Source organism: Pseudomonas sp. RIT778, from assembly GCF_019718735.1.
Taxonomy (GTDB): domain Bacteria; phylum Pseudomonadota; class Gammaproteobacteria; order Pseudomonadales; family Pseudomonadaceae; genus Aquipseudomonas; species Aquipseudomonas aphyarum.
This window is the reverse complement of record NZ_JAIHBA010000006.1, coordinates 27,876-54,295: the sequence shown is the minus strand read 5'-3', so window position 1 is coordinate 54,295 and position 26,420 is coordinate 27,876. Positions and strand designations below refer to the sequence as shown.

Here is a 26,420-nt window from a genome sequence, read left to right as displayed (position 1 = left end):
AAAGGTCTGGCGAACATCATTGGGAAGCAAGTCTAGGCAAAGGGCAGGGATGAGCTGATTGAATTACAGAAATGAAGATAGAGTGGTCACCAATGCCTCAATCGTTGTGTGAAAAATGAATCGTCCGCTGTTTATTTCTCTGGATGGGCCAAAAGGAACCGGCAAAACCACATTATTGGAAGCCGTCACGGCAGTACTGAGGGCCGACAACAAGAAAGTCATCCGGCTTTGCGAGAGAAAAAGCGATCCTTACCGGGGTGCCACCATGGCCCTCGTTAACGAACTCGCCAGAAATCCCTCCCGGGACCTGGAGTGGGCTGTGTGTCAGCGCTTTGCTGAGAGCCGCAGTTGGATCTCCCGGCACGTGCTGACTGAACAACCGCTGGACAGCATTATCCTGATCGATCGCTGGTATCCGTCTGACGCCGCGTTTCGCCATACCGTCTCGTTTGCAGAGATTCTCCAGTTGAATATCGAGCAAAACGTGCAGGTGCCAGACCTGCATGTCGGAGTCGTCACCACGCCGGATATTTCATGGGCCAGGGCAACGGCACGATCCAGAGGACTGGGCGGTACTGTGATTCAAAAGCACGCTGAGCATGTCGCGTGTACGGAGATGTTTGAGCAAGCGGCTGCGGATCACGGCTGGGTTTTGTGCCGTAATGAAGGAACGATCGAAGGCGCTACGATGCAGGTGGTTTCTGAGATCTATGAATTGTTTAGCTGATTGCCGAGGTGGGTCACCGAGGTTTCGGTAGGGATTGGTAAAGTTCCGCCCAGACACATCATTTAACATAATATACATTACACGTAACAAAGTATTACGGAGTCAGTACGGTTGCGCACACCATTTCAATCTCTGGCATCTCTCTCAAAGGACCTGATCCTTGATGCCTGCTGATCTCTCTATTTGAAATGTGCTGCTCTCAATCCTCGTCACGCGTCAGCTTTTCAATCAGCGCTCGATACTGCGGATACCGCGCTGTGAGTTTCCGCCGACTCCCCATTTCCATATCCGCGAAATCAAACCCTGGTGAAACCGCTTCGCTGATCAAACCAAATCCGTTCTCGCCATTCAGCAACCTGGAGGCTTTCCAGATTCCGCCCGGTACGTGCAATTGCAGTTGTTGTCCGGCCAGAACGTCGCTGCCCATCACCAGCGTCTGCAGCGAGCCGTCGGCATGAATCAGGCTGTACTCGATGGCATCGCCCATATGGAAATAATGCAGGATGTCTGACTGGTTGAAATGAAACTGGCCAACCGGTGATTCTTCGGTCAACAGGTAATAAATCGACGTCATCAAATAACGCGGCCCACCGGCGGTTTCGAGCATGTCCCGATGATCGGCCTGGTAGGTTCTGCGAAAGAAACCACCCTCGACGTGAGGCTCAAGGTCCAGTGACGCAATCAAGTTCGATGCAGTAATCGGGCGTGGATTCATGACCTGCTCCATCGTTTCAATACGATCTGTAATAACTCGACTAAACATCTATTTAGTGTAGTTAACTGTATTTCGACGATTTTAATCACTTTTATACACCCTTACCTGCCCGTATTCCTGTGGATTCACTCTTGCGTCAATTTCGGCTTGCCCCATTCGCCGACCCTTGCGATTGCAACGCCTCGGCCGTGACGGCAAAAGCGTTGCATATGCATCAAATCGAACAGGCGCTGCCACCGTGCTTTTCAAGGTAGCGCTGATGTTCTTCATCCGCCTTTTGAAATTCACCCAGTGGCAGGATCACCGTAGCCACTGGCTTGCCCAACTGGCCACTGGCGTCCAGCTGCTGCCTGGCGACAAGTGCCAGTCGGGACTGCTCGGTACTGTTGAAAAACAGCGCGGAACGGTATTTCGCCCCGACGTCCGCACCCTGCCGGTCGACTGACGTGGGATCATGCAGTGTCCAGAAGTGCTCGACGAGACGGCTGTAGGAAATGAGCCGGGGGTCGAAGTCGACTTGCACGACTTCGATCAGGGTGGCGTCACCCAAGTCTGACCGCGCGAACCCGACACGGGTGTCGAGCACACCCGGCAATGCCCGGAATGAAGCTTCCGCTCCCCAGAAACAGCCGGCACCCAATGTCGCCTGCTCTGACAGAACGTCGCCTGAAAAATCACTCATGCGCGGCCTCCTCACCCTTTTGATAGTGCAGGTGCAAATGCAATTGGGCGATATGCTCCGGGCCGATTCCACAGCATCCGCCGACAATGCTGGCCCCTGCGGCAACCCATGATTTCGACCAGTCCAGGTAGGACTCGGGGCCCAGATCGCGCCGAATTTCCAACAAATCGCTATTGGCCTCGGCTTTGGCACTGACAGGGGGGAAAGCATTGGCATAAACCCCCAGTTCGACAGGATGATCCAGGTTTTCAATCACAGCGCGTGCCTCAATCAAGGCCGCGGCCATCACTTCCGGCTGGCTGCAATTGAAGAGCACCGCTTTAGCCCCCAGTTCGGCCGCCACGCGAACCGCATCGGCAACGGCCTCGTTTGAGCGTAATCGCGGTTCCCGCCCCTCTTCGTCCAACAGCGTGAATGACACCCAGAGTGGCGCGGGATTCGTTCCGAGGGCTTCGACCACCGCCCGCACTTCAGCAATGGAGCTTTGCGTTTCGGCCAGCCACACATCGACGTGCGCCTGCAATCCAGCAATGAGTTCGCGGTGGATCGCTACTGAACGCTGATGATCGAACAGATCCGGCCGGTACGACCCCAACGCCGGCGGCAACGACCCGGCCACGGTGACCGCATCGGTACTTTCGCCGGCGGCCTGCCGCGCCAAGCGTCCGGCGCGCTCAGCCAGCGCTCTTCCCTGTTCGGCAAATCGCTCATCGCCAATGTGAAAAGGCACCACCGCATAGCTGTTGGTGGTGATGATCCGGGCGCCCGCTGTCACGAACGCCTGATGCGCCTGCAGCACATACTCGGGCGCTTCGATCAGCGCGAGGGCCGACCATTCCGGTTGACGGAACGGCGCGCCGATTCGCTTCAACTCCCGCCCCATGCCGCCATCGAGCACACGTACGTTCGCTCTGGTCATTGGGATGAACTCACTTGCTGCGCCTGCCCTGCAAACCACTGATCAACAGTAGAAGGGTTGGCTTGAACCCAGGCCTTGGCGGCGACGTCTGCTGGCTGTTTTTCCTTTTCGATCTTCTGGATCAGTCCGTTCAACTGTGCCGGGTCGATGGCGAAATTGTGCAGAAACTCGGCAATTTTCGGTGCGCGCTTTTGCAGTGCGGTGGAAGCCAGGACGTACACCTTGGCATCCGGGAAGGCGCAGGTGATGTGGCTCTTGTTCAGCCAGTCGGGATCGACGGTCGGGCTGACGAATTTCCAGCAGCCATCCGCCTTGTAAAGAGGATCTTCTTTTTTGTTGTCCTGGGCGTAGCCATCGAACGCGGGCTCTTCCAGACGACGCAGATCATAGGCCGAGAAAATCCAGTCAGGGGTATAGGCGTAGAACACCACGCCGCGTTGCGCCTTGTAAGCCGAGGCCAGTTTGGCGTAAGTCACCGAGGCTTCCGTCGAGACGGACTCGAATTTATCGGCGAAGCCGTAATCCTTGGCCTTGATCTGGCCGATATAGGTCGACTCCCAGCCCGCCGGCCCCACCAGCAGTTCGGCCTTGCCGCCGCCCAAAGGCTCGAAGAGCTTGGCCACTTCCGGTTTTTTCAGGTCGTAGATCGATTTGACGCCGTACTTGTCTTGCAGATAACCGGGAATGTAGAAGCCTTGTTCGCCGGTATAAGGGTGAGCATTGGGCACCAGTGAGCGGGTGCCGCCGGTGACGTACTTGGCCCACGCCGCCGACTGATTGGGCAGCCAGATGTCCGTCAGCACATCCACAGAACCGTCGCCCTTGGCCGCCGCACTGAACAGCACCGGCACGTCCCCGGCCAGATACGACACATCACCGTCCAGACGGGTTTTGATCACCTCACCCAAAATGTGTTGAATGGCGATAGCCCCCGTCCAGTTCTGCTCGCCAATGACAATTTTGTCCTTGGCCATCACGCTGGCCGGCACGATCAGGGACGCCAGCACTGCAGCCGCACTCAAGTTACGCAATAGATGTTTTGCCACGATAAGTCTCACTGTTCAGTTATGCAGATGGTCTTGCTTGCGCAAGCTCGATTGAATGATTCGATCGGGGATCAATGCACACAGCACGATCGCCACGCCGGCCAGCACGCCCTCGCCGCCCTTGATATTGCGCAACGCCGTCATGACGTCGTAACCCAGTCCTCCAGCGCCGATCAGGGCAGCAACCACCACCATCGACAGGCTCATGACAATGGTCTGATTAATCCCCAGCAACAGTGATCTTCGCGCCAGCGGCAGTTGCACCTTCACCAGGGTTTGCCAAGGGTTCGCTCCATGGGCGATTGCCGCTTCCACGGCATCCTTCGGGACTTCCTGAATGCCCAGGGACGTCAGACGAATCATCGGTGCCAGGGCAAAAATCACCGTCGCAATGACTGCCGGAGTCTTGCCCACCGAGAAGAACGCCACAGCGGGAATCAGGTAGACAAAGGTCGGCAGGGTCTGCATGACATCCAGCAAAGGCGTGAGCAGCCTGCGGGCAAACGGCCGCTTCGCCAGCAAAATGCCGGTGGGTACGCCGATCACCAGTGCGATCAGCACCGACGAACCAACCAGCGCCAGCGTGGCAATTGTCCGCTCCCAAAACCCGAACAGGCCGATATACAACAACGCTGCGCTGCTGGTGAGCGCCAGGGCCATGCCCGCCGAGCGCCAGGCCAGCAATACCAGCGCCAGCGCGCAAACCGGCCAAGGCAGCCAACCAAGCAGGGATTCGATTCCTTCAATGACCGTGCGAACCGCAACGATCACGCCGACAAAAGCGCTCTCGAATGTCACCTGTGACCAACCAATAAAATCATCCAGGCTCTGTGCAGTCAGTAACAGCGCCTGGCGGCTGGCCGGGAACTGCAAGAACGCCTGGGTGGTATCGGGCGTCAACACGCGCCAGATCACCAATGCCTGACTGACCAGCAGCACCGCCAGCGGCAACGCCCAACTCGAAACGGCGCGCCGCACCGGTTGACGGCTCAGCGAATACGCGGTGAAACGACTGGCCGCCAGCAAGGCCAATCCCACCACGACCGATATCCAGGATGCGCTCGCGATGCCCTGCACCGCAGTGGCCAGAGCCGCGAGTTCTGCGGCGAACCCGAGCCAGAACAACCCGCCTCGGCCCCGCGCCGCCAGCGCTGCCGGCCCGAGCAACAGGGCTTGCCAGCCGCGCAAGCCCGGCTGAACCGGTTGCTCCTTCGGTGCCGTTTCGGGAACCTGACGTACCGCGCCACCGGCATCGTGCAATACCGGTGCGGCTGGAAGGCAATCGCGGAAAAAATCCGCGACCTCAGCATCGGCCGGTGTCTCGAGCAGCTGTTTCGGGGTGCCCGACTGCACCAGACGTCCCTGGCGCAATACCGCTATCCGATCAGCGAGACGGACCGCTTCGGCAGGATCGTGGGTGACCAGCAACGTGGTAATCCCGCGCTCGCGTACCAAGGCCAGAAAGTGCCTTTGCAGGTCTCGCCGGATGGTCGGATCCAGCGCGCTGAAAGGCTCGTCCATCAGGAGAATATCCGGATCAGTCACCAATGCCCGCGCAAGACCGACCCTTTGCTGCATACCGCCGGACAACTCGTGGGGATAATGCTCGCCCCATCCCTCAAGGCCCATCGCCTGTAACTGTCGGGTGGCCGCTGCGTGCCGGACGGCCTCGGATTCGCCGCGCAACTCCAGAGGCAGCGCAACGTTGTCCAGCACCGTGCGATGGGGCAAAAGACCAAAATGCTGGAACACCATGCCGATTCGCCGCGAGCGCAAATCCCGCAACGCTTTGTGGCTCAGACCGCTGATAGCCTGACCTTCAATCAAGACCTCACCGCTGGTGGGTTCGATCAAACGATTGATATGGCGAAGCAAGGTCGATTTGCCGCTGCCGGAGGTGCCCATCAGGCACAGCACTTCGCCGCGCCGGACCTTCAAGCTGACATGGTTGACAGCCGGCAACGGCGATCCGCCCTTGCGCAGATAAGCTTTAGTGACGCCTCGCAGTTCCAGGACAACATCGCCCTCCTCGGCGCTATCGTCGGTGAGTGGGGCCAATCGTTCAGGCAAGCCGACCTGTACCGCTGCCAAAGAGGTTTTAATAAGTGTCACGAGGGCTCCCGGCAACGAACCGCTGACGGCCAGATATATGGCCGTTCAGGGTAGAAAAAATGGACAGGAGCCTCAGGCAATAACCGCGGACAGGGTTGGCCTGAGGCAAAAAAACGCCGCAAGCGAGGCGCTGCACGTTTTCTTTGCTAAAAGCTAAACGATCTTAAAAAGATTAAATAAATATCTTTTTGGAATGAGCTTAGGCTTTCCCGCCCGGTTTTCCGGAGGTGCTTTTCAAAGCGATCTGGTTTTGCTGCGTGCCGACCGCCGGACGTGCTGCGCACCGACAACGATCCTGTATCGCAGGCCCAGAGCCGTGCCGGTCAACGCTTGATCGACTCATCGACGGGCTGACATCCAGCAGCAGACTCAGCCCGGTTTTGATGGAGTGTTCCGCGCCTGTGCAGACGCTACCTCAGAGCCCCCTCACTGAGTGAGCGAACATCAAACGGCACGACCTTGATCCCTTTCCAAAGCCGCAAACCCGCGCTGCAGATCTTCAATCAAGTCGGCGACATCCTCCAGGCCGACGTGCAAGCGCAACACCGGATTCAATAAGCGATCCGCCGCACTGTCGCGATCGCCGGTATCGGCCACGGTGATCAGACTTTCAAAACCGCCCCAGGAAGCCCCCAATCCGAACAGTTGCAGCGCATCGATGAAACTTTCCACGTACGCGGCGTCCGTTTCACGCAATTCAAAGGACAGCAGGCCATTGCTGCCAGTGAAGTCCCGGCGCCACAAGGCATGGCCGGGATGATCGTGCAAGGCCGGATGGAACACCTGCTTCACCTGCGGGTGTGCCTGTAACCAGTGGGCGACTTCCAGAGCCTGACGCTCGTGCACTTGCAGTCGTGACGCGAGCGTTCGAGCGCCACGCAGCACCAGATACGCATCGTCAGGGCTGACGGTCGCTCCAAAGCTGTCGCTCATGGCCGCCAGTGCGGGCCATGCGTCTTCGGTCATGCAGACGCTGCCCATGACCACGTCACTGTGGCCGCTCAGGTATTTGGTCAGTGCCATGATCGAGATATCTGCACCGAGCGCCAAGGGACGGTACAGGTAACCGGAGCCCCAGGTATTGTCGACAGCCAGCAGGATACTTCGCGGCTTGCACAGGGCAGCCATGGCCGGCAAGTCGCACAGTTCATACAACAACGAGCCAGGCACTTCGGTGTAGACCATTCGGGTATTGGCTTGCAGCCGGGCCTCCAGGTCACGGCCGTCGGCCGCGAAATAGCTGACTTCAATGCCGAAGGGCTGAAGAAACTCCCGTGCCAGGCGTCGCACCGGCGCGTATACCGCGTCGGTGATCAGCACATGATCACCGGGTCGCAGATAAGCGAGAAACGTCTGTGCGATCGCTGCCAGCCCGGTACCGTACAAGCGCGTGCGATACCCACCCTCCAGCTCGGTGACCAGGTCTTCGAGGGCGAACGCCGTCGGATTGCCGCGCGCGCCATAACTCAGTACCCGCTCGCTATCACGACGAGCACGGGCGTCACGCATTTGCGCCAGGTTGTCGAACAACACCGTACTCAAGCGAGTCACCGGCACATTGACTGCGCGGCCACCGGCCCCCTGGGCCAGTGCCGAATGCACCAGCCGCGTATGCACGTGCGACCCCGGACGTGCCTGCACCTGCAACGGTTCGAGACTGGCGATTTCGTCGGCGTTCATCTGCGCCAGCAAACCGATTTCCCACGTCAGGTATTGACGCGCTGCGTCCTTGTTGCCGGAGTGGCGGTCATGGGTAAAGAACAGAAAATCAATACATTGCTCATCAGTGAGCGCGTCCGGACTTTCCTGCACGGCAAAACCGGCCGCACGCCAGGCATCAAGGCCGCCGTCCAGCAGCCGTACCTGCGCGCGCTGAGCTTGTGGCAGTTCCTGTGAGGCGAGCGCAGCCAGTTGGGCAACCTCGGCCAACAGCACCAGCGGCCGCTGCTCGCCCGCCACGTGTTGTGCGAGCAAGGAGCGAATCGACCAGCGCGCCCCGGCAATGTGGCCCTTGCGATAAGTCATGCTCGGCCGCAGATCGATCAGCGCGACGGCGTCATCCTTCAGTGCATCGGAAAGTGCCTGCGCCGTGATCAGGGGCAATGCCTCGTGGGCGACCCCATCGCTTTCCGGCAGCGACAGCGTGCTGCTCACACCCCCTGCCAGCACATAGGCTTCATGCCCCGCCTGACGCAGCCAGCTCGCGACAATCCGGGCGCGGACACCATCGCTGTCGATCAGCACCAGTCGCGCCTGGCGCACGCCGATATACAGATCGGTCGATTGAACCAACTGACCGCCTGGCGTGTGTTGCGCGCCCGGCAGACTGCCGGCGGCAAACTCTTCGGCGGTGCGCACATCACACAAAAACAGACTGCGATCAGCATCGCCGGCCCATTGCTCGACCTGTGCAGCCGTCACTGTCTCTGCGCCGGCTCTTTCGGCCAGTCGGGCAGCCGCCAGGCGCTGTGTGGTCAATGGCGCTGCGGTCACCGACTCGGCATAACGCCGGGTGCTGCCGTGCTCAAGCTCGAAGTCCTCCAGATACCAGCCTTGTGTGCCGTTTTCCAAGGCGTACACCGGGTTCTTCAATCCGAGGTTGATCAGGGTCTGCGCACCGATAATGCTGCGGGTACGACCGGCGCAATTGATCACGATCGGCGTGTCTTCGTCAGGCACCAGGTCATGGATGCGATACCCCAGTTCGCCATTGGGGCAGCACACGGAACCAGGAATGGTCATTTTGTAGTATTCATCGAACGGCCTGCCGTCGAGCAGCACCAGAGGCTCGCCTCGGGTTTGCCATTCGGCCAGTTGTTGCGCGGTGACATGGGGGGTGTGATTGACCTCTTCGACCAATTCGCCAAATGCCTTGGATGGCACATGCACGCCGGCAAACAACTGATGACCGGCGGCCTGCCACCCATCGGCACCGCCCTCAAGAATATGCACGCGGTCATACCCCAACGCCTGAAGGCGCCGCGCGGCACGCGTGGCAACATCGCCGCCGTTCTGGTCATGAATCACCAGTCGCACTTGAGGGTTGGGCGCCAGTCGCCGAACCTCCAGTTCCAGCCGGCTATAGGGCAGATTGACGGCAAAGAACGGATGGGCTTCGCCATACTGGCCATGTTCACGCACATCGAACAGGGCAATTTCCTGCCCGTCGAACAGCCACTGCTGCAATTGCGCTGGGGTTACGATCTGACTCATGGGGTTGCGCTCGAAAGAAAATTATTGAAGCGCCAGAGCGCGTTCACTGGCCGCCACGTCGCGGCCCTTGGCATACGCACGTTGAATGGCCGGGCGCGCCTTGAGGCGTTCGCGCCAGGCCCGAATGTGCGGAAAATCCTGCAGTTCCTGCCCCTGTCGCTGCGGCTGAATCCACGGGAATATCGCCATGTCGGCGATGGAATAATCACCGGCCACGCAGGGCACTTCGGACAACCGTCGCTCCAGCACGCCATACAAGCGCGCCGCCTCGCCCGCCAGCAGTTCCAGGGCAAACGCCTGCGGTTGCGGCGCCTTCTCCTTGAACAGCTGCAACTGACTCAGGTATGGCGTGACGTGCCCCACTTGCCAGAACAGCCATTCCTGCACCTTCTGACGTTCGGCAGTGCCCGCCGCTGGCAGGAATCGTCCGGCCTTGTCGGCCAGATAATTGAGGATGGCACCGGATTCGAACAGGCTCAGCGGTTCAATCAAGCCGTGAGGCGCATGATCGACAATCGCCGGAATCCGCCCGTTGGCGCTGATGCGCTGGAATGCCGCCTGCTTCTGTTCACCCTCACGGATGTTGACTGGCAGCACGCGGTACTCCAGCCCCAGTTCTTCCAGGAGAATGCCGACTTTCAAACCGTTGCCGGTCGGCCAGTAATACAGATCGATCATGCGTAGGCCTTGATCGACGGCGCCATTTGCGAGGCGTTGTAGTTGAGAATGCGCCCGTCGGCCTCAACGCCGTAACGCCCGTTGAGGGATTCCAGCGGCAAGCCGTACAAATGGATATGCAGGGTCGGCTGTTGGCCATCGACACGAATCCCGTGCAAGTCTTCACCCAAAAACGAGATTGAGGTGCCGGGCTGCACGATGACTTCCTTTTGCAGGTGCAACGTGGTGAAACCAGGCTCGCGGCCCTCATCGCTGCGGGTATAGACGTAGTTGATTTCCTGGCCTTCGATGGCACTGATGATTGCCCAGGTCTCGTGGTTGTGGGGGATGGTGCTTTTGCCCGGCAGCAGCGAGTTCAGGTACAGCGTCGGGGTGTCGCCGTCATCGTTGAGACGGTAGCGGAACGCGGTGCTGCCCTGCCCCGGCACCGGCGCCGGGAATTCATCGAAGTTGAACAGGTCGCGGCGTTCGGCGAGCGTTTCCAGCAGGCTGACGATTTCGTCCAGCGCAGCGCGGTCGACGCCCCGTTGATGGATGACGCGGACTTTCTTCAGGAAGTCCTCGATGACATCGGCACGGTTCACGGTACTCATTAATATCTCCTCGGGTCAGACGGACAGGCTGTAGCGGCTGAGGTTGGTCAACAGATAAGGATCATTGGCAAGCGCCGCGCGCCGACCCGGATCGCCCAGGGCGTGGCGCAAGAAGGTCTGGGTTCGTTCGCTAACGGGGTGCTGGAAAATCTGCGCGGCGCTGCCGTGCTCGACGATGACCCCGTTTTCGGTGAAATAGACGACATCGCTGATTTCCTCGGCAAACCGCATCTCGTGGGTCACCAGCACACAGGTCATGCCTTCCTCGGTCAGTTCGCGAATCACCGTCAGCACTTCGCCGACCGTTTCCGGATCGAGGGCCGAGGTCACTTCATCGAACAGGATCAATTCCGGGCGCATCGCCAGGGCACGGGCAATCGCCACGCGCTGTTGCTGACCGCCGGACAGTTGGCCGGGATAGGCATCGGCCTTGTGGTCCAGACGCACTTTGGCCAACAAGGCGCGCGCGTCTTTCTCGGCGTCGACCCGATTGCGCCCCAATACCTTGCGTGGCGCCACCACCAGGTTTTCCAGCACCGAGAGGTGCGGGAACAGGTTGTACTGCTGGAACACGAACCCCACGCGTTTGCGCAATTGGATGCGCTGCGCTTCCTGCGTCAGGGTGTGGACGTCGGTAGCGCCGACCCGGATGCTGCCGCGCTGGGGCTGCAACAACCCGGTGATGCAGCGCAGAATCGTCGACTTGCCGGAACCCGACGGGCCGATAATCGACACCGCCTGGCCGCGATGCACCTCCAGATCGATGCCCTTGAGTACCGGGTTGCCACTGAACGACAGGTGCAAATCCCGCAGGCGGATCAGCGGTTCGCCGCCGGTTTCAATAGAAGGCATAACGTCGCTCCAGGCGTCGGGTGAGTCGGGATATCGGGTAGCAATAGGCGAAGAACAGCGCGAGCAGGCTGAAGTAGATCACTACGGTAAAACCGGTCATGTTCACGGTATTGCTGGCGATCTGTGCGGTATCGATCACGTCATGCACGCCCACCAGCGAAGCCAGCGCCGTGCCCATGGTGATCACCGCGTACAGGTTCATCCACGGCGGCAGCATGCGTTTGAAACACTGCGGCAGGATGATCGAGCGGAAGATCTGCCCCCGCGTGAAAGCCAGCGAACGAGCAGCTTCCCATTGCGTGGCCGGGATCGACGCCACGGCACCACGAAAGATCTCCGCGACGTTGGCGCTGGCCGGCAGCGCGAGGCCGAGGGTGACCTTGACCCAGTCCGGAAACGCCACGTAAGTGCCGGCAAAACGGATCTCGAACGGAAACACGTAGGTGGTGAAATAGATCAGTACCAGCCAAGGAGCATTGCGAAACACCTGCACCCAGATTTGCGCCGGCAGACGCATCAGGCGCAACGGCGACAAGGCCAGAGCCCCTACCAGCAACCCCAGCAGCGAACCCAGCCCGATGGCCACCAGGCTGATCAGAATGTTCTGCGCGAAGCCCGCCGCCAGTGCCGGCGACCATTGCAGCAAGGCCTTGAGCACCGGGCTCTGCGCGCTGAAATACAGCAGCGCCAATGCGATGCCCGCCACTATCAACAGCTTGCCGAGGTGTCGGCGCGGCAGGGCCGTCATTGCAGTGACGGTCGATTCAGTGGCCATAACCGGGCATCCTCAGGCGCGCTTCGAGGTAGCGCCCCACGCAATTGACGATAAAGCTCAGCAGACCGAAAAAACTCAGGATCAGGATCATCAGTTCCAGCACGTTGTCACTCTGGGTCCAGATCATGATCGCCGCGTACGTGATGTCGCCCACGGCAATGGCCGACGCCACAGCGGTCATCTTCACCAGGTCGATCAGGTTGTTGATCAGCGAGGGCAGCGCAAAACGCAGGGCCAGCGGGAGCTGCACATTCCACAACAACTGCCGGCTGCTGAAAGCCAGCGAACTGGCCGCTTCCAGTGTCACCGCAGGCACCGCCTCGATGCCGGCGCGCAAGGCTTCGGCATGGAACGCGCCCTTGTGCAAAGAGATCACGATCACCACCCAGGCAAACGGTGTCAGCGGATTGGCCGCACCCACCGCCTGGGTCAGCAGCATGTTCAACACCAGGAAGGCGCAGTACAGCTGCACCAGCGTCGGCGTGTTGCGCGTGACTTCGACAAAGATTCGGGCCGGTGTCGCCAGCCACGACTTGCCCGATGTCAGCATCGCCGCCAGTGCGACACCGGCCAACAAACTGCCGACGATGGTGAACGCACACAGCAATGCGGTGGTAAGTGCGCCTTGCCCGAGTGTGCCGCGCTGGTACGCGTCCAGCAGAAAGCTGTAGTTCAGACCCAGCCCCGCCGTCCAGTGAACGAAAAGCTCCAGCCAGTGAGTCATGGCTCGCTCCGTAGCTGCGCGCAGGCTCGTGCGATTCGGCGTCCCGCTTCAACGACATTGTCAGTGGCCGTGGCGATGGACAGGCGGAACCACGGCGACAGACCATAAGCACTGCCCGCCACACCGGCAACGCCCTCCTCCAGCAGATAGTCGACGACATCGACGTCGCTGCTCATCCGCTGCCCGTCAGGGCGATATCGGCCGATCAAGCCGGCGCAGCGGACAAACACAAAGAAGCCGCCCTGTGGCTCAAGCACCTGCAGACCCTCCACCGGGCGCAGCGCGTCGAGCAGCAAATCCCGTCGCAGCTGATAGGCCTCGACCTGCGGCGGCAGAAACCCCAGGCCACCCTCCAGCGCCGCCAGCGCAGCAGCCTGGCCAACGGACGATGCGCCGGATGTGGATTGCGATTGCACCACGGTCATGGCCGTTGTCAGCGCCTGCGGCCCGGCGCCGAAGCCGACGCGCCAGCCGGTCATGGCATAGGTTTTCGAAACACCGCCGACCAGCAGGCAACGCTCTTGCAGATCTGGCGCAACGTTCAGCAGATTCAGCGCCGGACGGTCGTCGAAACGAATGTGTTCGTAGAGTTCATCCAGCAGGATCAGCAATTGCGGATGCCGCCTCAGTACGGTGGCAATCGCTCGCAATTCTGCCTCGGTATAAACCGCGCCGCTGGGATTGCCCGGCCCGTTGAGAATCAGCCAGCGGGTACGCTCGCCAATGCGCTGCTCCAGCTGCGCAGCCGTGAGTTTGCAGCCTTGCTCCAGCGGGCATTCGATGAACACCGGTTCGCCACCGTTGAACCGCACGCTGTCCGGAAACGACGGCCAGTACGGAACCGGAACCAGCACTTGATCGCCGTCGTCGAGGGTGGCAGCAAAGGCATTGAAGATGATCTGCTTGGCACCGTTGGCAATCACAATCGAGGGCAGCGGATAGCTCAGGTGGTTTTCCCGCTCGAGCTTGCGTTGCACCGCCAGGCGCAAGCCTTTGACGCCGGGCGTCGGGGTGTATTTGGTGGCGCCGGCGGCAATCGCTGCGCAAGCGGCCTGCTTGATGTGTTCGGGCGTGTCGAAATCCGGCTCGCCGGTGGTCAGGTCGAGAATGTCGCGACCGCCGTCACGCAGTTCGGTGGCGCGGGATTTGGCTGCCGCGTTGGCGGACAGCGAGACGCGTTGCACGCGTCTGGAGAGACGGAGCGTCATGAGCGGGACACCTCAATGACCTTGCCGGGATTGAGCAGGTTGTTCGGATCCAACGCCTGTTTGATACGGCGCATCAGATCCAGCTCCACCGGACTTTTGTAACGCGTCAGCATGTCGCGCTTGCGCTGGCCGATCCCGTGTTCCGCGCTGATGGAGCCGCCATGGGCGTGGGCACTGTCGTGCACCAGCAGACTCAGCGCGGCGTAATGGGCCATGTGTTCATCGACGGTCGAATGCAGCGGATGGGCGACGTTGTAATGCAGGTTGCCATCGCCCAGGTGGCCGAAGGTGAAGTGCCGCACGCCCGGAAAGTGCACCTGCAACAGGGCATCGGTGTGGGCGACGAAATCCACGACCCTGGAAATGGGTACCGAGATGTCGTGCTTCATATTGCGCCCGGCGCGCTTCTGCGCCTCGCTCATGTTCTCCCGCAGCAACCACAGGGCCTGACTCTGGGCCAGGCTTTCGGCAATCAGTGCATTGGCCAGCAAGCCTTGCTCGAAGGCTTCGCCCAGCACGCTTTCAAAGGCCTCGCGGGCTTGTGCTTCACCGCGATTGTCGGAGAGTTCGAGCAGCGCAAACCACGGCTGTACAGCGCCGAGAAAAGGTTGCGGGGCTTCAGGAAACTGCTCGCGCAGCAACGCCAGGCAATCGGCGTTGAGCAACTCGAATGCGGTAAGCCCGGCGCCGAAACCGGAGCGGGCATGGGAGAGAAATGCTACCGCTTGCACCAGCGAATCGAACGCGAGGAAGGCCGTGGATTGCGCCTTGGGCAGCGGGAACAGTTTCAGGGTTGCGGCAGTGATGATGCCCAGGGTGCCTTCGCTGCCGATGTACAAGTCGCGCAAGTCGTAGCCGGTATTGTCCTTGCGCAACCCACGCAGGCCATGCCAGATCTCGCCCTCGGCCGTTACCACTTCCAGCCCGAGGGTCAGCTCACGGGTGTTGCCATAACGCAGGACAGCCGTGCCGCCGGCGTTGGTGCCCAGATTGCCGCCGATCGTGCAACTGCCCTCGGCCCCCAGACTCAGGGGAAACAGCCGCCCTGCTTCCTCGGCGACCTGTTGCACGTGTTGCAGAATGCAGCCGGCCTCGACGGTCAGCGTGTCGTTGTCGGTGTCCACTGCGCGCACTCGATTCAAGCGATCGAGCAACAGCAACACCGAACGCCCGCTGGCATCCGGCGTCGCCGCGCCCATCAGGCCTGTGTTGCCGCCCTGAACCACGATTGGAGCGCGGGCAGCGACGCAAACCCGCACCACTGCCGCGACTTCTTCGGTATTGCCGGGGTGCACGGCTGCGATCACCGCGCCCACGTAGCGCCCCTGCTTGTCAGTCAGAAAAGCGCTCGCCTCTTCGCTGCGCTGCACATGACGCTCGCCCAGCAGTTGTTGCAACTGCGCAAACAAAACCTCACTCATGGCTGCGACGCCAGCGGTTGAGCGTTGCGATACTGCTCGTGCAGATCACGCAGGGCCTGGGACGGCGCCATGCCGGTGCGCTCGCCCAATGCAATCAGCCAGCCGCTGCGGTGCCAATCGCGCACGATGGCGTCGAGTTTCGCCTGAGTGTCGTGCTCGCCCTTGCGCAGCCAGATCACCGAGTTGGAGGGAATCAGATCATTGGGCAGCGGAATTTCATAACCGGCCCATTCGGCATCGCCGAGCAAGGCGTGCATGGTCGGGCTGACGTGCACCGCCGCCACACAGCCGTTGCCGCGCAGCGACAGCAACGATTCGGACTGGCTGCGGAACGCCTTGATCTGCGCACCGTAGGTTTCCTGCAACGGTTTGATGAAGTTGCTGCCCTGGGACACGCACACCGGCTTGTCCTTCAGGTCTGCCCACCGAGTGATGCCCGCGCCCTTGCGGATCAGCGCCGCCCCGCCCACTTCCTCGTAGGGCGTCGGCACATAGTCGAGAATCTGCGCACGCTCATCGGTGAACTGCATGTTGGCGATCAGGATGTCGACCTTGCCTTGCTGCAGAAACTGCACCCGGTTAGGCGCCAGCACCGACACCGTTTTCGCTTCCACACCCAGAGCCTTGGCTACACCCTTGGCGAGTTCGACGTTGTAACCCAGATGCTCGCCGGTCTTGGGATCTATGGTGCCGAACGGCGGGCCGCTGAGGATCACCCCGACGCTGATTTCGTGGCGTTGGCGGATCTTGTCCAGCGTGGCATCGGCCCGGACGGCACTGGTGCCGATGGCAACCAGGGCGCCGAGGCAAAACGTGGTCAGGGCTTTAGCGGAAAAATGACGTTTCATGCAGGGCTACCTTGGACGACCGTCGAGTGACACGACGGTCGGATGAGAACTCTGAGGGAGGAATTTCAGGCCCCGTTGGCTTGAAACTGTTTTTGCAGTTCGACCAGCGCCGGTGACGCGGGGGTGATGTGGTTGCGAGTCTGGGCTTCGATCAACCAGCCGCTGCGGTGCAGTTCCTTCACAATCGGGTCGAGCCTGGCCTGAGTGTCGTTTTCACCACGGCGTGTCCAGATCACCGAAGGCGCCGGATTGAGCTCCGGGGTGATGGCGCGGTAGCCTCGCCACTCGGCGCTGTCGGCGATTAACGGATTGATCAGGGTGGCGTCATGAACTGCCGCAACGCAGTTGTTGCCACGCAGAGCCAACAAGGACTCCGATGAACTTTTGAAAGCTTTCAACTCGACGCCCAGTTCAGTGAGCGGCTTGATGTAGCTGCTGCCCTGGGAAGTGCAGACCGGTTGCCCTTTCAAATCCTCCCAACGAGCGATCTTGCTGTCCTTCAGCACGGCGGCAGTACCGCCAACTCGATAAAACGGTGTGGGTACGAAACCGAGGATCTCACCGCGCTCCGCCGTCCATTCCATGTTGGCGATCAGCAAATCCACTTTGCCCTGTTGCAGGAATTGCACGCGGTTGGCTGGCAATACCGGCACCAGTTGCACCTCGGCGCTTAGCCGCCGACCCAGTTCCTCGGCCAGTTCGACGTTCAAACCACGCGGTTTCTGTGTGGCAGGATCAATCCCGCCAAAGGGGCCGCCTGACAACAACACGCCGACCACCAGCACATGACGTTGCTCGATCTTGTCCAGCGTCGCATCAGCCAGGGCAGCGGTGCTGGCGGCCAGCGATATGAAGGCGCCCAGCATCAGGGGCAAAAAACGTTTTGAAGGCGCGCGATCGGACAACATGGATTTCCCCTCGTGATTGATCGGCAAACCCCGATCCAGTGAGTGGGCATCCTGCTGACAGCACCGGCATAACGGAAATACAAATATCTAATATCGTTATAACTCAGGCGCCGTCACTTTTTTACCAAACGCATATAAGCCTGAACTTATTGACTCAAGAGAACATCAAGAGAAAAAACTTCCTTCCAATGCATAAAGATATGTAATGTTTAAGTTCGTCCCTTTGATATAAAACCTGCCTATGACGATCCTCGATCTCGAATTGCTGCGCACGTTCATTGCCGTGGTCGATCACCACAGCTTTGCCGAGGCCGGCGTGCAACTGGCCCGCACCCAGTCGTCGGTCACTCAGCACATGCAGCGCCTGGAGCAACAGGTCGGGGTCAACCTGTTCGAAAAGCGCGGGCGGCAAAAGCAGCTGACGGAAGCCGGACAGCAGTTGCTGCGCCATGCCCGGCAGATGCTTTCACTCAACGATGATGCGCTGAACTCCCTGCGCGAAAGCAGCTTGAGCGGCGTGTTGCGTATCGGCTCGCCCCATGACATCGCCGACACCATCCTGCCCCCGATCCTCAGTCACATCGCGCGTTCGGCTCCGCGCTTGCGCCTGGAGATCGATGTCGGCCGCAGCCCGTTTCTCATGGACGATCTGCAACGGGGCAAGATCGACATGGTGATCTCCACCCGCGAAGCACCCAATCTGGAAGGTTTTGCGTTGCGCACTTCGCCGGTATGGTGGATTTGCTCTGCGCAGTTCATTCATAACCCCGGCGAGACGTTGCCGCTGATTCTGGTCGACGAACCGAGTATCTATCGACGGTATGCCCTGGAGGCCCTGGAGCGCGCCAACATTCCCTGGCGTCAGGCTTATCTCGCATCGAACCTGATTGGCATCAAAGCGGCGACGCGCGCAGGTCTTGGCGTCACCGCCAGAAGCATGGAAATGTTGGGCCCGGATATGCGGGTACTGGGGGAAAGCGATGGCTTGCCCCGCTTGCCGGACGTCACCTACTACCTGTGGATCCGTTCGAATACGATCAATCCGCTGGTGCGCCGGGCCTATGAGTTGATTCGCAGCAGCCGCGGGCATTGAATACCGACGATGCACAGGGTGCTCGCGGCGATTCTTCCCGTCCCCGTCAAACAACGTTGCCGAAACGGAACGAGGCGCCATACGAGGATTTTTCTCGCAAGCATTGGCCAATCAGATGGCCGGGCTTCGCAGATTGACTGACGGTTGGCTGCTTCACCAGGGAACTGCCGGTGCCAGGCATCGTCCGAGCTTAAGCGTTTAAGCAAACTGCTCGCCACGAGGTTTCCGTTTGAAAGCTGCCATCGTCAAAAAATACCGCCTGATCATCAAGACCCTGGGCTACGTGGGCTGGTCTCTGTTCTGGTTGCTGCTGTGGGACATCGCCGTCACCGTCGACTTCATGCTGTTCCTAAACGCCAAGCTGAACCTGCCGCTGATGCCGCTGATGCCGCTGACCTTGCTGGGTTCGGCGTTGATCGTATTGATCAGTTTTCGCAACAGCAGCGCCTACAACCGCTGGTGGGAAGCGCGGACGTTGTGGGGGGCGATGATCAACAACTCCCGCAGCTTCGCCCGGCAGGTGCTGACGCTGCTGGACGACGCCGGCGGCGAGGTGAATCCGGTCAAATCCACTCTACTGCGCCGCCACGTCGCGTATGTGAACTGCCTCGCCGCGCATCTGCAAGGCCAGCCTTGTCCTGACGAGGTGCGGGCGTTTATTCCCGCCGAAGAGTTCGCCCGCAGTGGCACGACCAATAACTTTGCCAACGATATTCTCACCGGCTCCGCGACTTTGCTCGCCAAGGAATACAAGGCCGGGCATCTGGACAGTATTCGCCTGGCGCGGCTTGAGTCGACGCTGGTCGACCTGTCCAACAGTCAGGGCGGCATGGAGCGGATCGCCAATACTCCGCTGCCCTACCCTTACGTCTATTTTCCGCGGCTGTTTATTTCGCTGTTCTGCTTGATCGTGCCGGTGGGACTGGTCGAATCCCTGGGCTGGTTCACGCCGCTGGCGTCGACCGTGGTGGGATTCATGCTGCTGGCCATCGAACGCATCGGCACCGATCTGCAAAGCCCGTTTCGCCACAGCGAACACCAGATTCAAATGGAGGCACTGTGCGAAACCATTGAAAAGAACTTGCAGTCGATGCAACGTGATTCGTTGGGTGATGTGCGCAGGCTTGAAGAGCACGCGTAAGGCGCTGCTTTAGCAGCAGCGCGATAGCGGGTCTACCCTTTTCTTTATCAGGTGCAGAGCGACTATTGATGAGACGAGCGTGTGCGCTCCAGGCCAGCCTTGGTGTTTCAGTTCGCGATCCTCGGCGCCTTCTCTTCATCGTCGTAATGGCGGCAAAGAAATTCGCGAACCAGGACGGCAGTTCGTCTAGCGCTGGTCACCACAAAGAAATGTCCCTCACCCTTCAGAAGGCGAAGTTCTGAACGTCCAATTGTGCGGCGCAGGATATGGCCGTTGTACGCCTGTATTAACGGATCGCGGTCGCCGGCAAGAATCAGCGTGCGTTGAAGCAGCCGGGACAACCGAAGCAGGCTTGTCCATCCAATCAAGGCTGCGAGCTGGAAATAGTAGGTTCGCGGATTAACAGAGAGCATGCCTTTCATCACACCGAACCGCAGCAGCGTCTGAACTGAATGGCCGGATCTTTCTTGCTTGTGTGTTTTGGTGTTTTTACTCTTGCGGAAAAAATCCATAACGTCTGCAGGCTTCATCAACAGCAATGGGCCGGGAGAGGTCGCCGCGAGGATCAACCTGCGTACCCTGCTCGGGTAACGAAGAGCGAACTCCTGAGCCAATGCACCTCCCCAACTCACACCGAACACATCGACCTGCTCGATCCCCAATTGCTCAAGCATCCCGGCAATCACGTCGGCATGGCTTGGCAGGCGAAAGGGCCAACGGAGCATTTGCGACTTGCCGACTCCTGGCACGTCCAGCGTGATGGTCATGAAGTCGTCAAGTTCATTGCGCAGCGGATCGAAAGTACGAATCAAACCACCCAAACCATTGAGCAAAAGCAGCGGAGAGCCTTGACCGCAGATCGACACGTTCAACTGCAAGCCCTTCGTTGTCAGCCTGTGCGTTGTCATGATTTCTCCTTGTTGCACGTAATTGAAAGGCAGTGCAGGTGGGATCGCGACGTCTACCGTCGGATTTTTGCTTCTAGTTTCTTCAACCAAACCGTCCAATGATGGATGGGAGGTAAAGGGTCAACCCAAAGCCGTGTCGAGAAACATCATGACCCCGAAACCGAGCATCAACCCCAAGGTTGCAGGTGTCTCATGACCGTTGCGATGGGTCTCGGGAATGACCTCATGGGACACCACAAAAATCATCGCGCCCGCCGCCAGACCGAGCGCTATGGGATATCCCAATGCGAAGCTGCTCGAAATCCCCAAGCCGACGATCGCGCCTATGGGCTCCATCAACCCTGAGCCCACCGCAATAAGCGCAGCGCGAAGCGCTGAAATCCCGGTCACGCGTAACGCAAGGGCCACAGCCAGGCCTTCGGGAATGTCTTGAATGGCGATGGCAGTGGTTAGCGGCAATCCCACCTTCATGTCGCTATTGGCAAAGCTCACTCCAATGGCCATCCCCTCCGGCAGGTTATGCAGCGTGATTGCCAGAACAAACAGCCATACGCGATTGATGCGCTGCACCTCGGGCCCACGGCGACCGCTTTTCTCATGTTCGTGAGGCACGAAGCGATCCAGACCGATCATCAGCGCTACCCCCAATCCCAATCCTGCAACGACGACACAGGCTGCGAGCAGCTGGTTACCGCAGAGCTCCTGGGCGGCTTCGATACCCGGAAGAATGAGCGAAAACGAACTGGCGGCCAGCATCATCCCGGCAGCGAAGCCCAGCATGATGTCCTGCGTTCTGGCGGCGATATCACGTAACGCGATCGCTGCCACCGCACCTATGGCCGTCGCAGCGAAGCCTGACATGCCGCCTAGAAATGCAAAGTGCAGATTTTGTTTGTTGGCGCCGACAAAGGCACCATACCCGCTGATCAGCAAGTAAAGCGTCACGCCAATCAGAATTGACCAGAAGGCTAGCCCGCCCCATCCGGATTTTGAGAACCGAACAAACCGTGAGCGAAGTGTTGCGCCATATGAGGTCAACGGCTCGGACATCGCACCCTCCAGTTGTCTTGAGATGAACAAACCGCACGCCTTTTGTGCGGTCACGTCGTTAAGGTTGTGGTTCGCCTTGCACACCCGCCCCCAAGTCCGCACCCGTCATGTCCATGAGCAGCGCTTCATCCTCGGCGCTCAATTGCACAGTCGCGGTGCCCTCGCCTCCATCCACCGCCGGCGCTGGATTCTCTACGAACTCCCAGTCCTCCCCTTCGTTCCACGGCCCGCGGGGGTAGTGAACAGTGTCGTCGGCAACAGACATGAGCTGAATGACCTCAGTGATAATCCTCACCGGCGACCGCACGCAGATAGGCCACATCTGCCTCCCTTCTCAGGTCACGCCATTCGGAATCGGTCAACATACCCAACCGATGCATCTCATCAGACTGGCGCAATAGTTCCTCGTGATAGGCATCGGGACACTCCATCCGTAACGCTCGGTTCTCCAACGCACGATGCCAGGCATCCAGGGCTTTCAATCTGGATTCCTGCTCAAGCGTCAGTTGATTCTTGAAAGCATTCATTTCACTCCTCACTCCCCCCGAACATTTCCCGGTTGAGCAACAGTTTTCGAATTAGGTTCAAAAGGTCTGACGAAGCACAGCCTTTCGGTAATGTCGATGGAACGTTGCGCCAGGCCCCGTCCTCTATCGCAACACCAGCGAATCTGAGGATTTCATCATGATCGATCCAGCAACCGGTATGAAGGCAGGCGAGCGCTACACCATAGACAGTCTCGAACGCACGCGACATTTCCCGGGTTTCTTCCTCGACGGAAAATATTATCTTGGCCCGGAATTGATGACGGCCATAGGTTGGCTGGAAGGAAAGCAGTTTTATTACGATGAACTTGGTCCCACGGGTGAGCCGGTGTTTCCCGATCGGCTCGCCGGCACTGTCGAGGACCTCATCCTGACTCTCGCGGACGGTGCGCGTTTGCCCTTGAACGAAATGCCGTACAGGGCAGATGTCGAATCGCCTGCCAGTCCAAGCAGTCTTACTCCATCGCTATCACGGCATCGACCTGCTCCGGCAAGCGATCAACTCGGAGTCGAGGGCGTCCGGATGTCAGGTAAACATCCATATCCAATACTTCTGGCGGCAGGCGCCGCGCTAGTACTGGGAATAATGCTTGGAGTCAAACAAGCCAATCGCCTTCCTGCTCGAAAACCGAGATAGCCGTCCTTGCTGATTTTTTGGATAAGTGCTCTTTGAACGGTCGGAGACAGGAATGCATCCAGTGACACCAGACGGTCGCTACTTTGTTGTCAAAGGCCAGCTATGGCGATGTTCCAACCCGTCTTTGGATGAAGATGTGCGCCAGCGTCTTGTCGATGCGCTTATGGCCGCTCGACGAGAGGTCAAGAACGCTAAGAGTGCGCAAGACGGGTCGCAACTGAAGCGCGCTCGGGAAAAGGTACAGATGGCCAAAGTGGCCCTCGGGGAACGGGGGCCTGTCTGGTGGGCTGATGGAAGCCCTGACTTCAACCGGCGGCTGGTCGTCAACTCCCCTTATGCCGAATGGTTCAGCTCGCTCCAAGAGCCTGATTAACTCTCGGCGTAAGGTGCGATTCGGATGATGTTCCAGTGTTGCTCATGATCGACGAACCGAGGCATTGGATGCACCCAATACAACCGCTGGACCTCTGGCATTTGTACGACGTAGCCAAGTTAACGCTGCGGTAGACAGGGAAAGCGCTTATAAGCCTGGCCAGGCTCCACTGGCGCCGGCAGTGCCACTCTTGCACAGGCGAACGGTTGGATCTCACTCCAGGAGTAAGTTGAGACAAAGAGGCAAAGGACTGCCGCGACGGCCTCGGCAGTCCTCTGCTTCGGGCAAAACGCATAGCGCGAGCGCAGGCTTGGCATAAGGTGCCCAGCCCTTGACTCAACGCATGCTTAGAGAATTCTCGTCATCAGCGACGTGCAGTCCTTCCGCGAGTTACAACTGACCAGCATTGCGCGCAGCAACGGCAACGGTGGTCGGTGAATCGGAAAGCTTGACGAAGCGCCGAGTTGCACCATCCAGCGCATCGATGCAGCCCGCCTCGATGTCATAGACCCAGCCATGCAAATTCAAGCGTCCTTGCTCAAGCGCAAGCGCCACCGATGGATGGGTGCGCAGGTTCGCCAGTTGTGCGATCACGTTTTCACGAACGAGGCCATCGAGTTTGTCGCGTGGCGTATCGAACTCATGCGCCGCGTTGATCGCTTTCGCGGCGTCCGAGTGCCGAAGCCAGTTGGCAACTGCCGGAAGATGATCCAGACACGTGCAGCGTGAAATCGCGCCCATCGCTCCGCAATCCGAGTGGCCGCAGATCACAATGTCCCGTACCCCGAGCACTGCAACCGCATATTCGACGGTAGCCGAAACACCACCCGGTTCAGGACCATATGACGGCACAATGTTGCCGGCGTTGCGGATCACGAACAGCTCACCCGGCTCACGCTGTGTGAGCAGTTCAGGCACTACACGACTGTCCGAGCATGTGACAAACAACGCCTTTGGGTTTTGCTCTGTCGCAAGCTGCCTGAAAAGCTCGACGCGTTGTGGATACACCTCGCGCTGAAACCGCAGAAAGCCATCAATAATGTCACGCATAAAGCCCTCCAAAGCCTGATTCCGGATGCCGAGACGAGCACTCGATGCCTTCGCGCCTCAGTGGGGCGTCATTATCGCAGACGTCGCGTGCGAGTGCGCGACCTCACACCGCTTAAGCTTCGTTTCAAACCTGTCAGGACCAAAACCCTCTGTGCGGTTCAGCGGCCTCCCCCTCCAACATCGGCCCCAGCACGCTGACCTTGCGTTGCCCCTTGGCGAACACTTCGCGGCACGGCAGCGAGAACGTCGGGTTCTCCGGGTGGTCCCCCGTCAAACCCAGCAAGGCATGCTCCGACAAGGCATAGACCACCCGCCCGATCCCCGTCCAATACACGGCGCCGGCGCACATGCAGCAAGGTTCGGCACTGGTGTACAGCGTGCACAGTTCCAACTCCTGCGGCGACAGCCGTTTTGCCGCTGCCGCCGCTGCCACTAACTCGGCGTGCTGCGTCGGATCACCTTCCGGGGGCATCGAGTTGTTCCCCGCTTCGACAATCACCTTGCCGTTGCGGTCGGCCACCAATGCCGCGAACGGATGGCGACCGCGTTGCTTCGATGCCTCGGACAAGGCGATGGTCTGGCGCAGTAATTTCAGATCAAGCGCGCTGATGCCAGCCGGGATGAGTTCAGTCAATTGATTCATGGGTAACTCCAGGGCAGTGGAAAACAATAGTCAGTCGGCCAGTTCAGCCGATGTGGCGCCGATGATTTCGGTCGATTTTTTTTCATCGTTGAGCAGGACGTTGAGGACGATGGCGGTGATCGCTCCGAGGAAAATTCCACTGTCGAGCACCAGTTTCAGGGTCGGGCCGACGTGTTCGAACAGCGCCGGAAAGGACATCGGCAGCACCCCGACACTCACTGACACGGCGACGATAATGCCGTTGCGCGTACCCTCGAATTGCACCCGTGACAGTTCCTGAATCCCCGCCACCGTGGTCATGCCGAACATCACAATCGCGCAGCCACCGAGCACCGGCGTCGGCACCGCGGCGATCAACGCGCCGAGTTTCGGGAACAGGCCCATCAGCACCATGATTGCCCCGGCAGCGGCCACGACGAAGCGGCTTTTCACGTTGGAAAGCGCAATCAAACCGGTGTTCTGGGTGAAGGCGTTGTAAGGAAAGCTGTTGAACAAGCCACCGAGCATGGTCGACAAGCCGTCGGCGCGAAATGCGTTGCCGAGGGTGTGTTGCGTGGTCGGTTTTCCGGTCAATTTGCCGATCGCCAGGCAGTTGCCGGTGGTCTCGGCCATGATGACCAGCATCGCCAGGGTCATGATCAGAATCGGCACCGGCGCGAACTCCGGCGCGCCGAACGCCATCGGCGCACTCAGCTCAAACCACGCCGCTTCGCTGACCCGATTGAAGTGAGTCATGCCGCAAGCCGCTGCGATCAGGCTGCCGACAAACAGGCCAATCAGTACGCTGAGGTTGCCGATGAAACCTTTGAATTTGGCGTAGATCACCAGCGTCACGCTGACCGTGGCCAAACCGAGTAACAGGTTGGCGGGATTGGCAAAATCTGCCGCATCGGGATTGCCGCCGCCCAGCCAGATCGCCGCCGCCGGCATCAGCGAAATGCCGATAATGGTGATCAGGCTGCCAATCACCACCGGCGGAAAGAACCGCAGCAAGCGGCTGAACACCGGTGCCAGCGCTATGGTGAGAAAACCCGCCGCGATCACCGCGCCGAAAATCTGATTGAGGCCGAACTCCTTGCCGATCATGATCATCGGCGCCAGGGCAATGAACGAGCAGCCCTGAATCAGCGGCAGGCGGGCGCCGAACTTCCAGAAACCGAGGGTTTGAATCAGCGTCGCCACACCAGAGGTCAACAGGTTCGCGTTGATCAGCAACACCACCTGTGCCGAGGTCAGCCCCATCGCACTGCCAAGAATCAGCGGCACCGCCACCGCTCCCGCGTACATCACCAGAACATGCTGCAAGCCAAACGTGAACAACTGTCGCAGTGGCAAAACCTCGTCCACCGGATGAATGCGTTGTGTGGTCATTTCACACGCTCCTGAAAGTGCGGCATCTGTTGAGATAGCGGGCATGCTCGGGGCGTTTGAAAGGAGGATCCGCCCCGGAGATCGTTTTGACGCGGGGCCATATTTGAACGTTTATTGCGATGAAACAAATTAGCAACCATCGCTTTTTCCGATGGCACGAATCTGGCATCTGCTAGCCACTCCAAACC

At 59.5% G+C, this 26,420-nt stretch carries 26 protein-coding genes and 1 pseudogene; 5 read left to right on the top strand and 22 right to left on the bottom strand.

Features of this window, described 5'->3' with window-relative positions; genetic code table 11:
- Positions 1-115: 115 nt before the first annotated feature.
- On the top strand, positions 116-727 hold the full coding sequence (locus K5E37_RS04990; RefSeq protein ID WP_085603664.1) for a dTMP kinase: 612 nt from the start codon (positions 116-118) through the stop codon (positions 725-727).
- A 199-nt stretch (positions 728-926) separates the two neighbouring features.
- Here K5E37_RS04990 and K5E37_RS04985 read toward each other — a convergent pair whose 3' ends face one another.
- The 15 genes from K5E37_RS04985 to K5E37_RS04915 form a co-directional block, all read right to left on the bottom strand.
- The gene (locus K5E37_RS04985; protein WP_221533277.1) at positions 927-1,442 is read right to left on the bottom strand and encodes a cupin domain-containing protein; all 516 of its coding nucleotides are present in this window, start codon (positions 1,440-1,442) and stop codon (positions 927-929) included.
- 214 nt (positions 1,443-1,656) lie between these two features.
- Positions 1,657-2,124, bottom strand: a complete 468-nt coding sequence (msrA, locus tag K5E37_RS04980; protein ID WP_221533276.1) for a peptide-methionine (S)-S-oxide reductase MsrA — start codon at positions 2,122-2,124, stop codon at positions 1,657-1,659.
- Entirely contained in the window at positions 2,117-3,043 is a 927-nt protein-coding gene (locus K5E37_RS04975) for a homocysteine S-methyltransferase family protein (protein ID WP_221533275.1), read from the bottom strand. Before K5E37_RS04975 ends, msrA begins: the two co-directional genes overlap by 8 nt.
- On the bottom strand, positions 3,040-4,017 hold the full coding sequence (locus K5E37_RS04970) for a glycine betaine ABC transporter substrate-binding protein (protein ID WP_258713606.1): 978 nt from the start codon (positions 4,015-4,017) through the stop codon (positions 3,040-3,042). Before K5E37_RS04970 ends, K5E37_RS04975 begins: the two co-directional genes overlap by 4 nt.
- Before the next feature lie 87 nt (positions 4,018-4,104).
- Positions 4,105-6,159 (bottom strand): ATP-binding cassette domain-containing protein, encoded by a 2,055-nt coding sequence (locus tag K5E37_RS04965; RefSeq protein ID WP_221533333.1) that lies wholly within the window; start codon positions 6,157-6,159, stop codon positions 4,105-4,107.
- Positions 6,160-6,645: 486 nt separating this feature from the next.
- Positions 6,646-9,414 carry a cystathionine beta-lyase gene (metC, locus tag K5E37_RS04960; RefSeq protein WP_221533274.1) on the bottom strand — a complete coding sequence of 923 codons (2,769 nt, stop codon included), beginning with the start codon at positions 9,412-9,414 and terminating at the stop codon, positions 6,646-6,648.
- Positions 9,415-9,435: 21 nt separating this feature from the next.
- Entirely contained in the window at positions 9,436-10,092 is a 657-nt protein-coding gene (locus tag K5E37_RS04955; RefSeq protein WP_221533273.1) for a glutathione S-transferase family protein, read from the bottom strand.
- Positions 10,089-10,685, bottom strand: a complete 597-nt coding sequence (locus K5E37_RS04950) for a cysteine dioxygenase (protein ID WP_221533272.1) — start codon at positions 10,683-10,685, stop codon at positions 10,089-10,091. The genes K5E37_RS04955 and K5E37_RS04950 overlap by 4 nt, the downstream gene beginning before the upstream one ends.
- A 15-nt stretch (positions 10,686-10,700) precedes the next feature.
- Positions 10,701-11,537: an amino acid ABC transporter ATP-binding protein gene (locus tag K5E37_RS04945; protein WP_221533271.1), complete on the bottom strand. Its 837-nt coding sequence runs from the start codon at positions 11,535-11,537 to the stop codon at positions 10,701-10,703.
- Positions 11,524-12,312, bottom strand: coding sequence for an amino acid ABC transporter permease (locus tag K5E37_RS04940; protein ID WP_221533270.1), 789 nt, complete (start codon positions 12,310-12,312; stop codon positions 11,524-11,526). Before K5E37_RS04940 ends, K5E37_RS04945 begins: the two co-directional genes overlap by 14 nt.
- Complete coding sequence (locus tag K5E37_RS04935) at positions 12,302-13,036, bottom strand: amino acid ABC transporter permease (RefSeq protein ID WP_064596656.1); 735 nt, start codon at positions 13,034-13,036, stop codon at positions 12,302-12,304. Before K5E37_RS04935 ends, K5E37_RS04940 begins: the two co-directional genes overlap by 11 nt.
- Positions 13,033-14,244 carry an aminotransferase class I/II-fold pyridoxal phosphate-dependent enzyme gene (locus K5E37_RS04930; protein ID WP_221533269.1) on the bottom strand — a complete coding sequence of 404 codons (1,212 nt, stop codon included), beginning with the start codon at positions 14,242-14,244 and terminating at the stop codon, positions 13,033-13,035. The genes K5E37_RS04935 and K5E37_RS04930 overlap by 4 nt, the downstream gene beginning before the upstream one ends.
- Positions 14,241-15,665: an FAD-binding oxidoreductase gene (locus K5E37_RS04925; RefSeq protein ID WP_221533268.1), complete on the bottom strand. Its 1,425-nt coding sequence runs from the start codon at positions 15,663-15,665 to the stop codon at positions 14,241-14,243. The genes K5E37_RS04930 and K5E37_RS04925 overlap by 4 nt, the downstream gene beginning before the upstream one ends.
- A complete protein-coding gene (locus tag K5E37_RS04920; protein WP_064596663.1) occupies positions 15,662-16,513 on the bottom strand; it encodes a transporter substrate-binding domain-containing protein in 852 nt (283 codons plus the stop codon). The genes K5E37_RS04925 and K5E37_RS04920 overlap by 4 nt, the downstream gene beginning before the upstream one ends.
- A 65-nt stretch (positions 16,514-16,578) precedes the next feature.
- Complete coding sequence (locus K5E37_RS04915) at positions 16,579-17,421, bottom strand: transporter substrate-binding domain-containing protein (protein WP_064596664.1); 843 nt, start codon at positions 17,419-17,421, stop codon at positions 16,579-16,581.
- Between the two features lie 241 nt (positions 17,422-17,662).
- On the opposite strand from K5E37_RS04915, the gene K5E37_RS04910 reads away from it, so the two are divergent.
- Positions 17,663-18,514: a LysR substrate-binding domain-containing protein gene (locus tag K5E37_RS04910; protein WP_064596666.1), complete on the top strand. Its 852-nt coding sequence runs from the start codon at positions 17,663-17,665 to the stop codon at positions 18,512-18,514.
- A 229-nt stretch (positions 18,515-18,743) separates the two neighbouring features.
- On the top strand, positions 18,744-19,655 hold the full coding sequence (locus tag K5E37_RS04905) for a bestrophin family protein (RefSeq protein ID WP_221533267.1): 912 nt from the start codon (positions 18,744-18,746) through the stop codon (positions 19,653-19,655).
- 107 nt (positions 19,656-19,762) lie between these two features.
- Here the strand turns inward: K5E37_RS04905 and K5E37_RS04900 are convergent, their stop codons facing one another.
- From K5E37_RS04900 to K5E37_RS04890, 4 genes and pseudogenes are all read right to left on the bottom strand, one after another.
- Entirely contained in the window at positions 19,763-20,563 is an 801-nt protein-coding gene (locus tag K5E37_RS04900; RefSeq protein ID WP_221533266.1) for an alpha/beta fold hydrolase, read from the bottom strand.
- A 120-nt stretch (positions 20,564-20,683) separates the two neighbouring features.
- Positions 20,684-21,613: a ZIP family metal transporter gene (locus K5E37_RS04895; RefSeq protein ID WP_221533265.1), complete on the bottom strand. Its 930-nt coding sequence runs from the start codon at positions 21,611-21,613 to the stop codon at positions 20,684-20,686.
- A 58-nt stretch (positions 21,614-21,671) separates the two neighbouring features.
- Positions 21,672-21,845 (bottom strand): annotated as a pseudogene (locus K5E37_RS29390) (manganese catalase family protein); the annotation flags it as partial.
- A gap of 46 nt (positions 21,846-21,891) precedes the next feature.
- The gene (locus K5E37_RS04890; RefSeq protein ID WP_221533264.1) at positions 21,892-22,140 is read right to left on the bottom strand and encodes a hypothetical protein; all 249 of its coding nucleotides are present in this window, start codon (positions 22,138-22,140) and stop codon (positions 21,892-21,894) included.
- A gap of 157 nt (positions 22,141-22,297) precedes the next feature.
- Between K5E37_RS04890 and K5E37_RS29560 the strand changes: the two genes are divergently transcribed.
- Positions 22,298-22,795, top strand: a complete 498-nt coding sequence (locus K5E37_RS29560) for a short chain dehydrogenase (protein WP_221533263.1) — start codon at positions 22,298-22,300, stop codon at positions 22,793-22,795.
- A 52-nt stretch (positions 22,796-22,847) separates the two neighbouring features.
- Positions 22,848-23,168 (top strand): hypothetical protein, encoded by a 321-nt coding sequence (locus K5E37_RS29380; protein ID WP_129974205.1) that lies wholly within the window; start codon positions 22,848-22,850, stop codon positions 23,166-23,168.
- A 390-nt stretch (positions 23,169-23,558) separates the two neighbouring features.
- On the opposite strand, the gene K5E37_RS04880 is transcribed toward K5E37_RS29380, so the two are convergent.
- The 3 genes from K5E37_RS04880 to K5E37_RS04870 form a co-directional block, all read right to left on the bottom strand.
- Positions 23,559-24,218, bottom strand: coding sequence for a carbonic anhydrase (locus K5E37_RS04880; RefSeq protein WP_127798173.1), 660 nt, complete (start codon positions 24,216-24,218; stop codon positions 23,559-23,561).
- A 133-nt stretch (positions 24,219-24,351) separates the two neighbouring features.
- Positions 24,352-24,861, bottom strand: coding sequence for a nucleoside deaminase (locus K5E37_RS04875; protein WP_221533262.1), 510 nt, complete (start codon positions 24,859-24,861; stop codon positions 24,352-24,354).
- Between the two features lie 30 nt (positions 24,862-24,891).
- Positions 24,892-26,232: a nucleobase:cation symporter-2 family protein gene (locus K5E37_RS04870; protein WP_221533261.1), complete on the bottom strand. Its 1,341-nt coding sequence runs from the start codon at positions 26,230-26,232 to the stop codon at positions 24,892-24,894.
- Between the last annotated feature and the right edge of the window lie 188 nt (positions 26,233-26,420).

What these genes read in the sequence shown, in the direction of transcription:
- K5E37_RS29560 (WP_221533263.1), top strand. Translation starts at nt 22,298, where the DNA reads ATGATCGATCCAGCAACCGGTATGAAGGCAGGCGAGCGCTACACCATA.
- K5E37_RS29380 (WP_129974205.1), top strand. Translation starts at nt 22,848, where the DNA reads ATGCATCCAGTGACACCAGACGGTCGCTACTTTGTTGTCAAAGGCCAG.
- msrA (WP_221533276.1), bottom strand. Translation starts at nt 2,124, where the DNA reads ATGAGTGATTTTTCAGGCGACGTTCTGTCAGAGCAGGCGACATTGGGT.
- K5E37_RS04895 (WP_221533265.1), bottom strand. Translation starts at nt 21,613, where the DNA reads ATGTCCGAGCCGTTGACCTCATATGGCGCAACACTTCGCTCACGGTTT.
- K5E37_RS04910 (WP_064596666.1), top strand. Translation starts at nt 17,663, where the DNA reads ATGACGATCCTCGATCTCGAATTGCTGCGCACGTTCATTGCCGTGGTC.
- K5E37_RS04900 (WP_221533266.1), bottom strand. Translation starts at nt 20,563, where the DNA reads ATGACAACGCACAGGCTGACAACGAAGGGCTTGCAGTTGAACGTGTCG.
- K5E37_RS04930 (WP_221533269.1), bottom strand. Translation starts at nt 14,244, where the DNA reads ATGACGCTCCGTCTCTCCAGACGCGTGCAACGCGTCTCGCTGTCCGCC.
- K5E37_RS04945 (WP_221533271.1), bottom strand. Translation starts at nt 11,537, where the DNA reads ATGCCTTCTATTGAAACCGGCGGCGAACCGCTGATCCGCCTGCGGGAT.
- K5E37_RS04875 (WP_221533262.1), bottom strand. Translation starts at nt 24,861, where the DNA reads ATGAATCAATTGACTGAACTCATCCCGGCTGGCATCAGCGCGCTTGAT.
- K5E37_RS04935 (WP_064596656.1), bottom strand. Translation starts at nt 13,036, where the DNA reads ATGACTCACTGGCTGGAGCTTTTCGTTCACTGGACGGCGGGGCTGGGT.
- K5E37_RS04975 (WP_221533275.1), bottom strand. Translation starts at nt 3,043, where the DNA reads ATGACCAGAGCGAACGTACGTGTGCTCGATGGCGGCATGGGGCGGGAG.
- metC (WP_221533274.1), bottom strand. Translation starts at nt 9,414, where the DNA reads ATGAGTCAGATCGTAACCCCAGCGCAATTGCAGCAGTGGCTGTTCGAC.
- K5E37_RS04925 (WP_221533268.1), bottom strand. Translation starts at nt 15,665, where the DNA reads ATGAGTGAGGTTTTGTTTGCGCAGTTGCAACAACTGCTGGGCGAGCGT.
- K5E37_RS04985 (WP_221533277.1), bottom strand. Translation starts at nt 1,442, where the DNA reads ATGAATCCACGCCCGATTACTGCATCGAACTTGATTGCGTCACTGGAC.
- K5E37_RS04870 (WP_221533261.1), bottom strand. Translation starts at nt 26,232, where the DNA reads ATGACCACACAACGCATTCATCCGGTGGACGAGGTTTTGCCACTGCGA.
- K5E37_RS04920 (WP_064596663.1), bottom strand. Translation starts at nt 16,513, where the DNA reads ATGAAACGTCATTTTTCCGCTAAAGCCCTGACCACGTTTTGCCTCGGC.
- K5E37_RS04940 (WP_221533270.1), bottom strand. Translation starts at nt 12,312, where the DNA reads ATGGCCACTGAATCGACCGTCACTGCAATGACGGCCCTGCCGCGCCGA.
- K5E37_RS04970 (WP_258713606.1), bottom strand. Translation starts at nt 4,017, where the DNA reads ATGGCCAAGGACAAAATTGTCATTGGCGAGCAGAACTGGACGGGGGCT.
- K5E37_RS04990 (WP_085603664.1), top strand. Translation starts at nt 116, where the DNA reads ATGAATCGTCCGCTGTTTATTTCTCTGGATGGGCCAAAAGGAACCGGC.
- K5E37_RS04880 (WP_127798173.1), bottom strand. Translation starts at nt 24,218, where the DNA reads ATGCGTGACATTATTGATGGCTTTCTGCGGTTTCAGCGCGAGGTGTAT.
- K5E37_RS04890 (WP_221533264.1), bottom strand. Translation starts at nt 22,140, where the DNA reads ATGAATGCTTTCAAGAATCAACTGACGCTTGAGCAGGAATCCAGATTG.
- K5E37_RS04950 (WP_221533272.1), bottom strand. Translation starts at nt 10,685, where the DNA reads ATGAGTACCGTGAACCGTGCCGATGTCATCGAGGACTTCCTGAAGAAA.
- K5E37_RS04915 (WP_064596664.1), bottom strand. Translation starts at nt 17,421, where the DNA reads ATGTTGTCCGATCGCGCGCCTTCAAAACGTTTTTTGCCCCTGATGCTG.
- K5E37_RS04955 (WP_221533273.1), bottom strand. Translation starts at nt 10,092, where the DNA reads ATGATCGATCTGTATTACTGGCCGACCGGCAACGGTTTGAAAGTCGGC.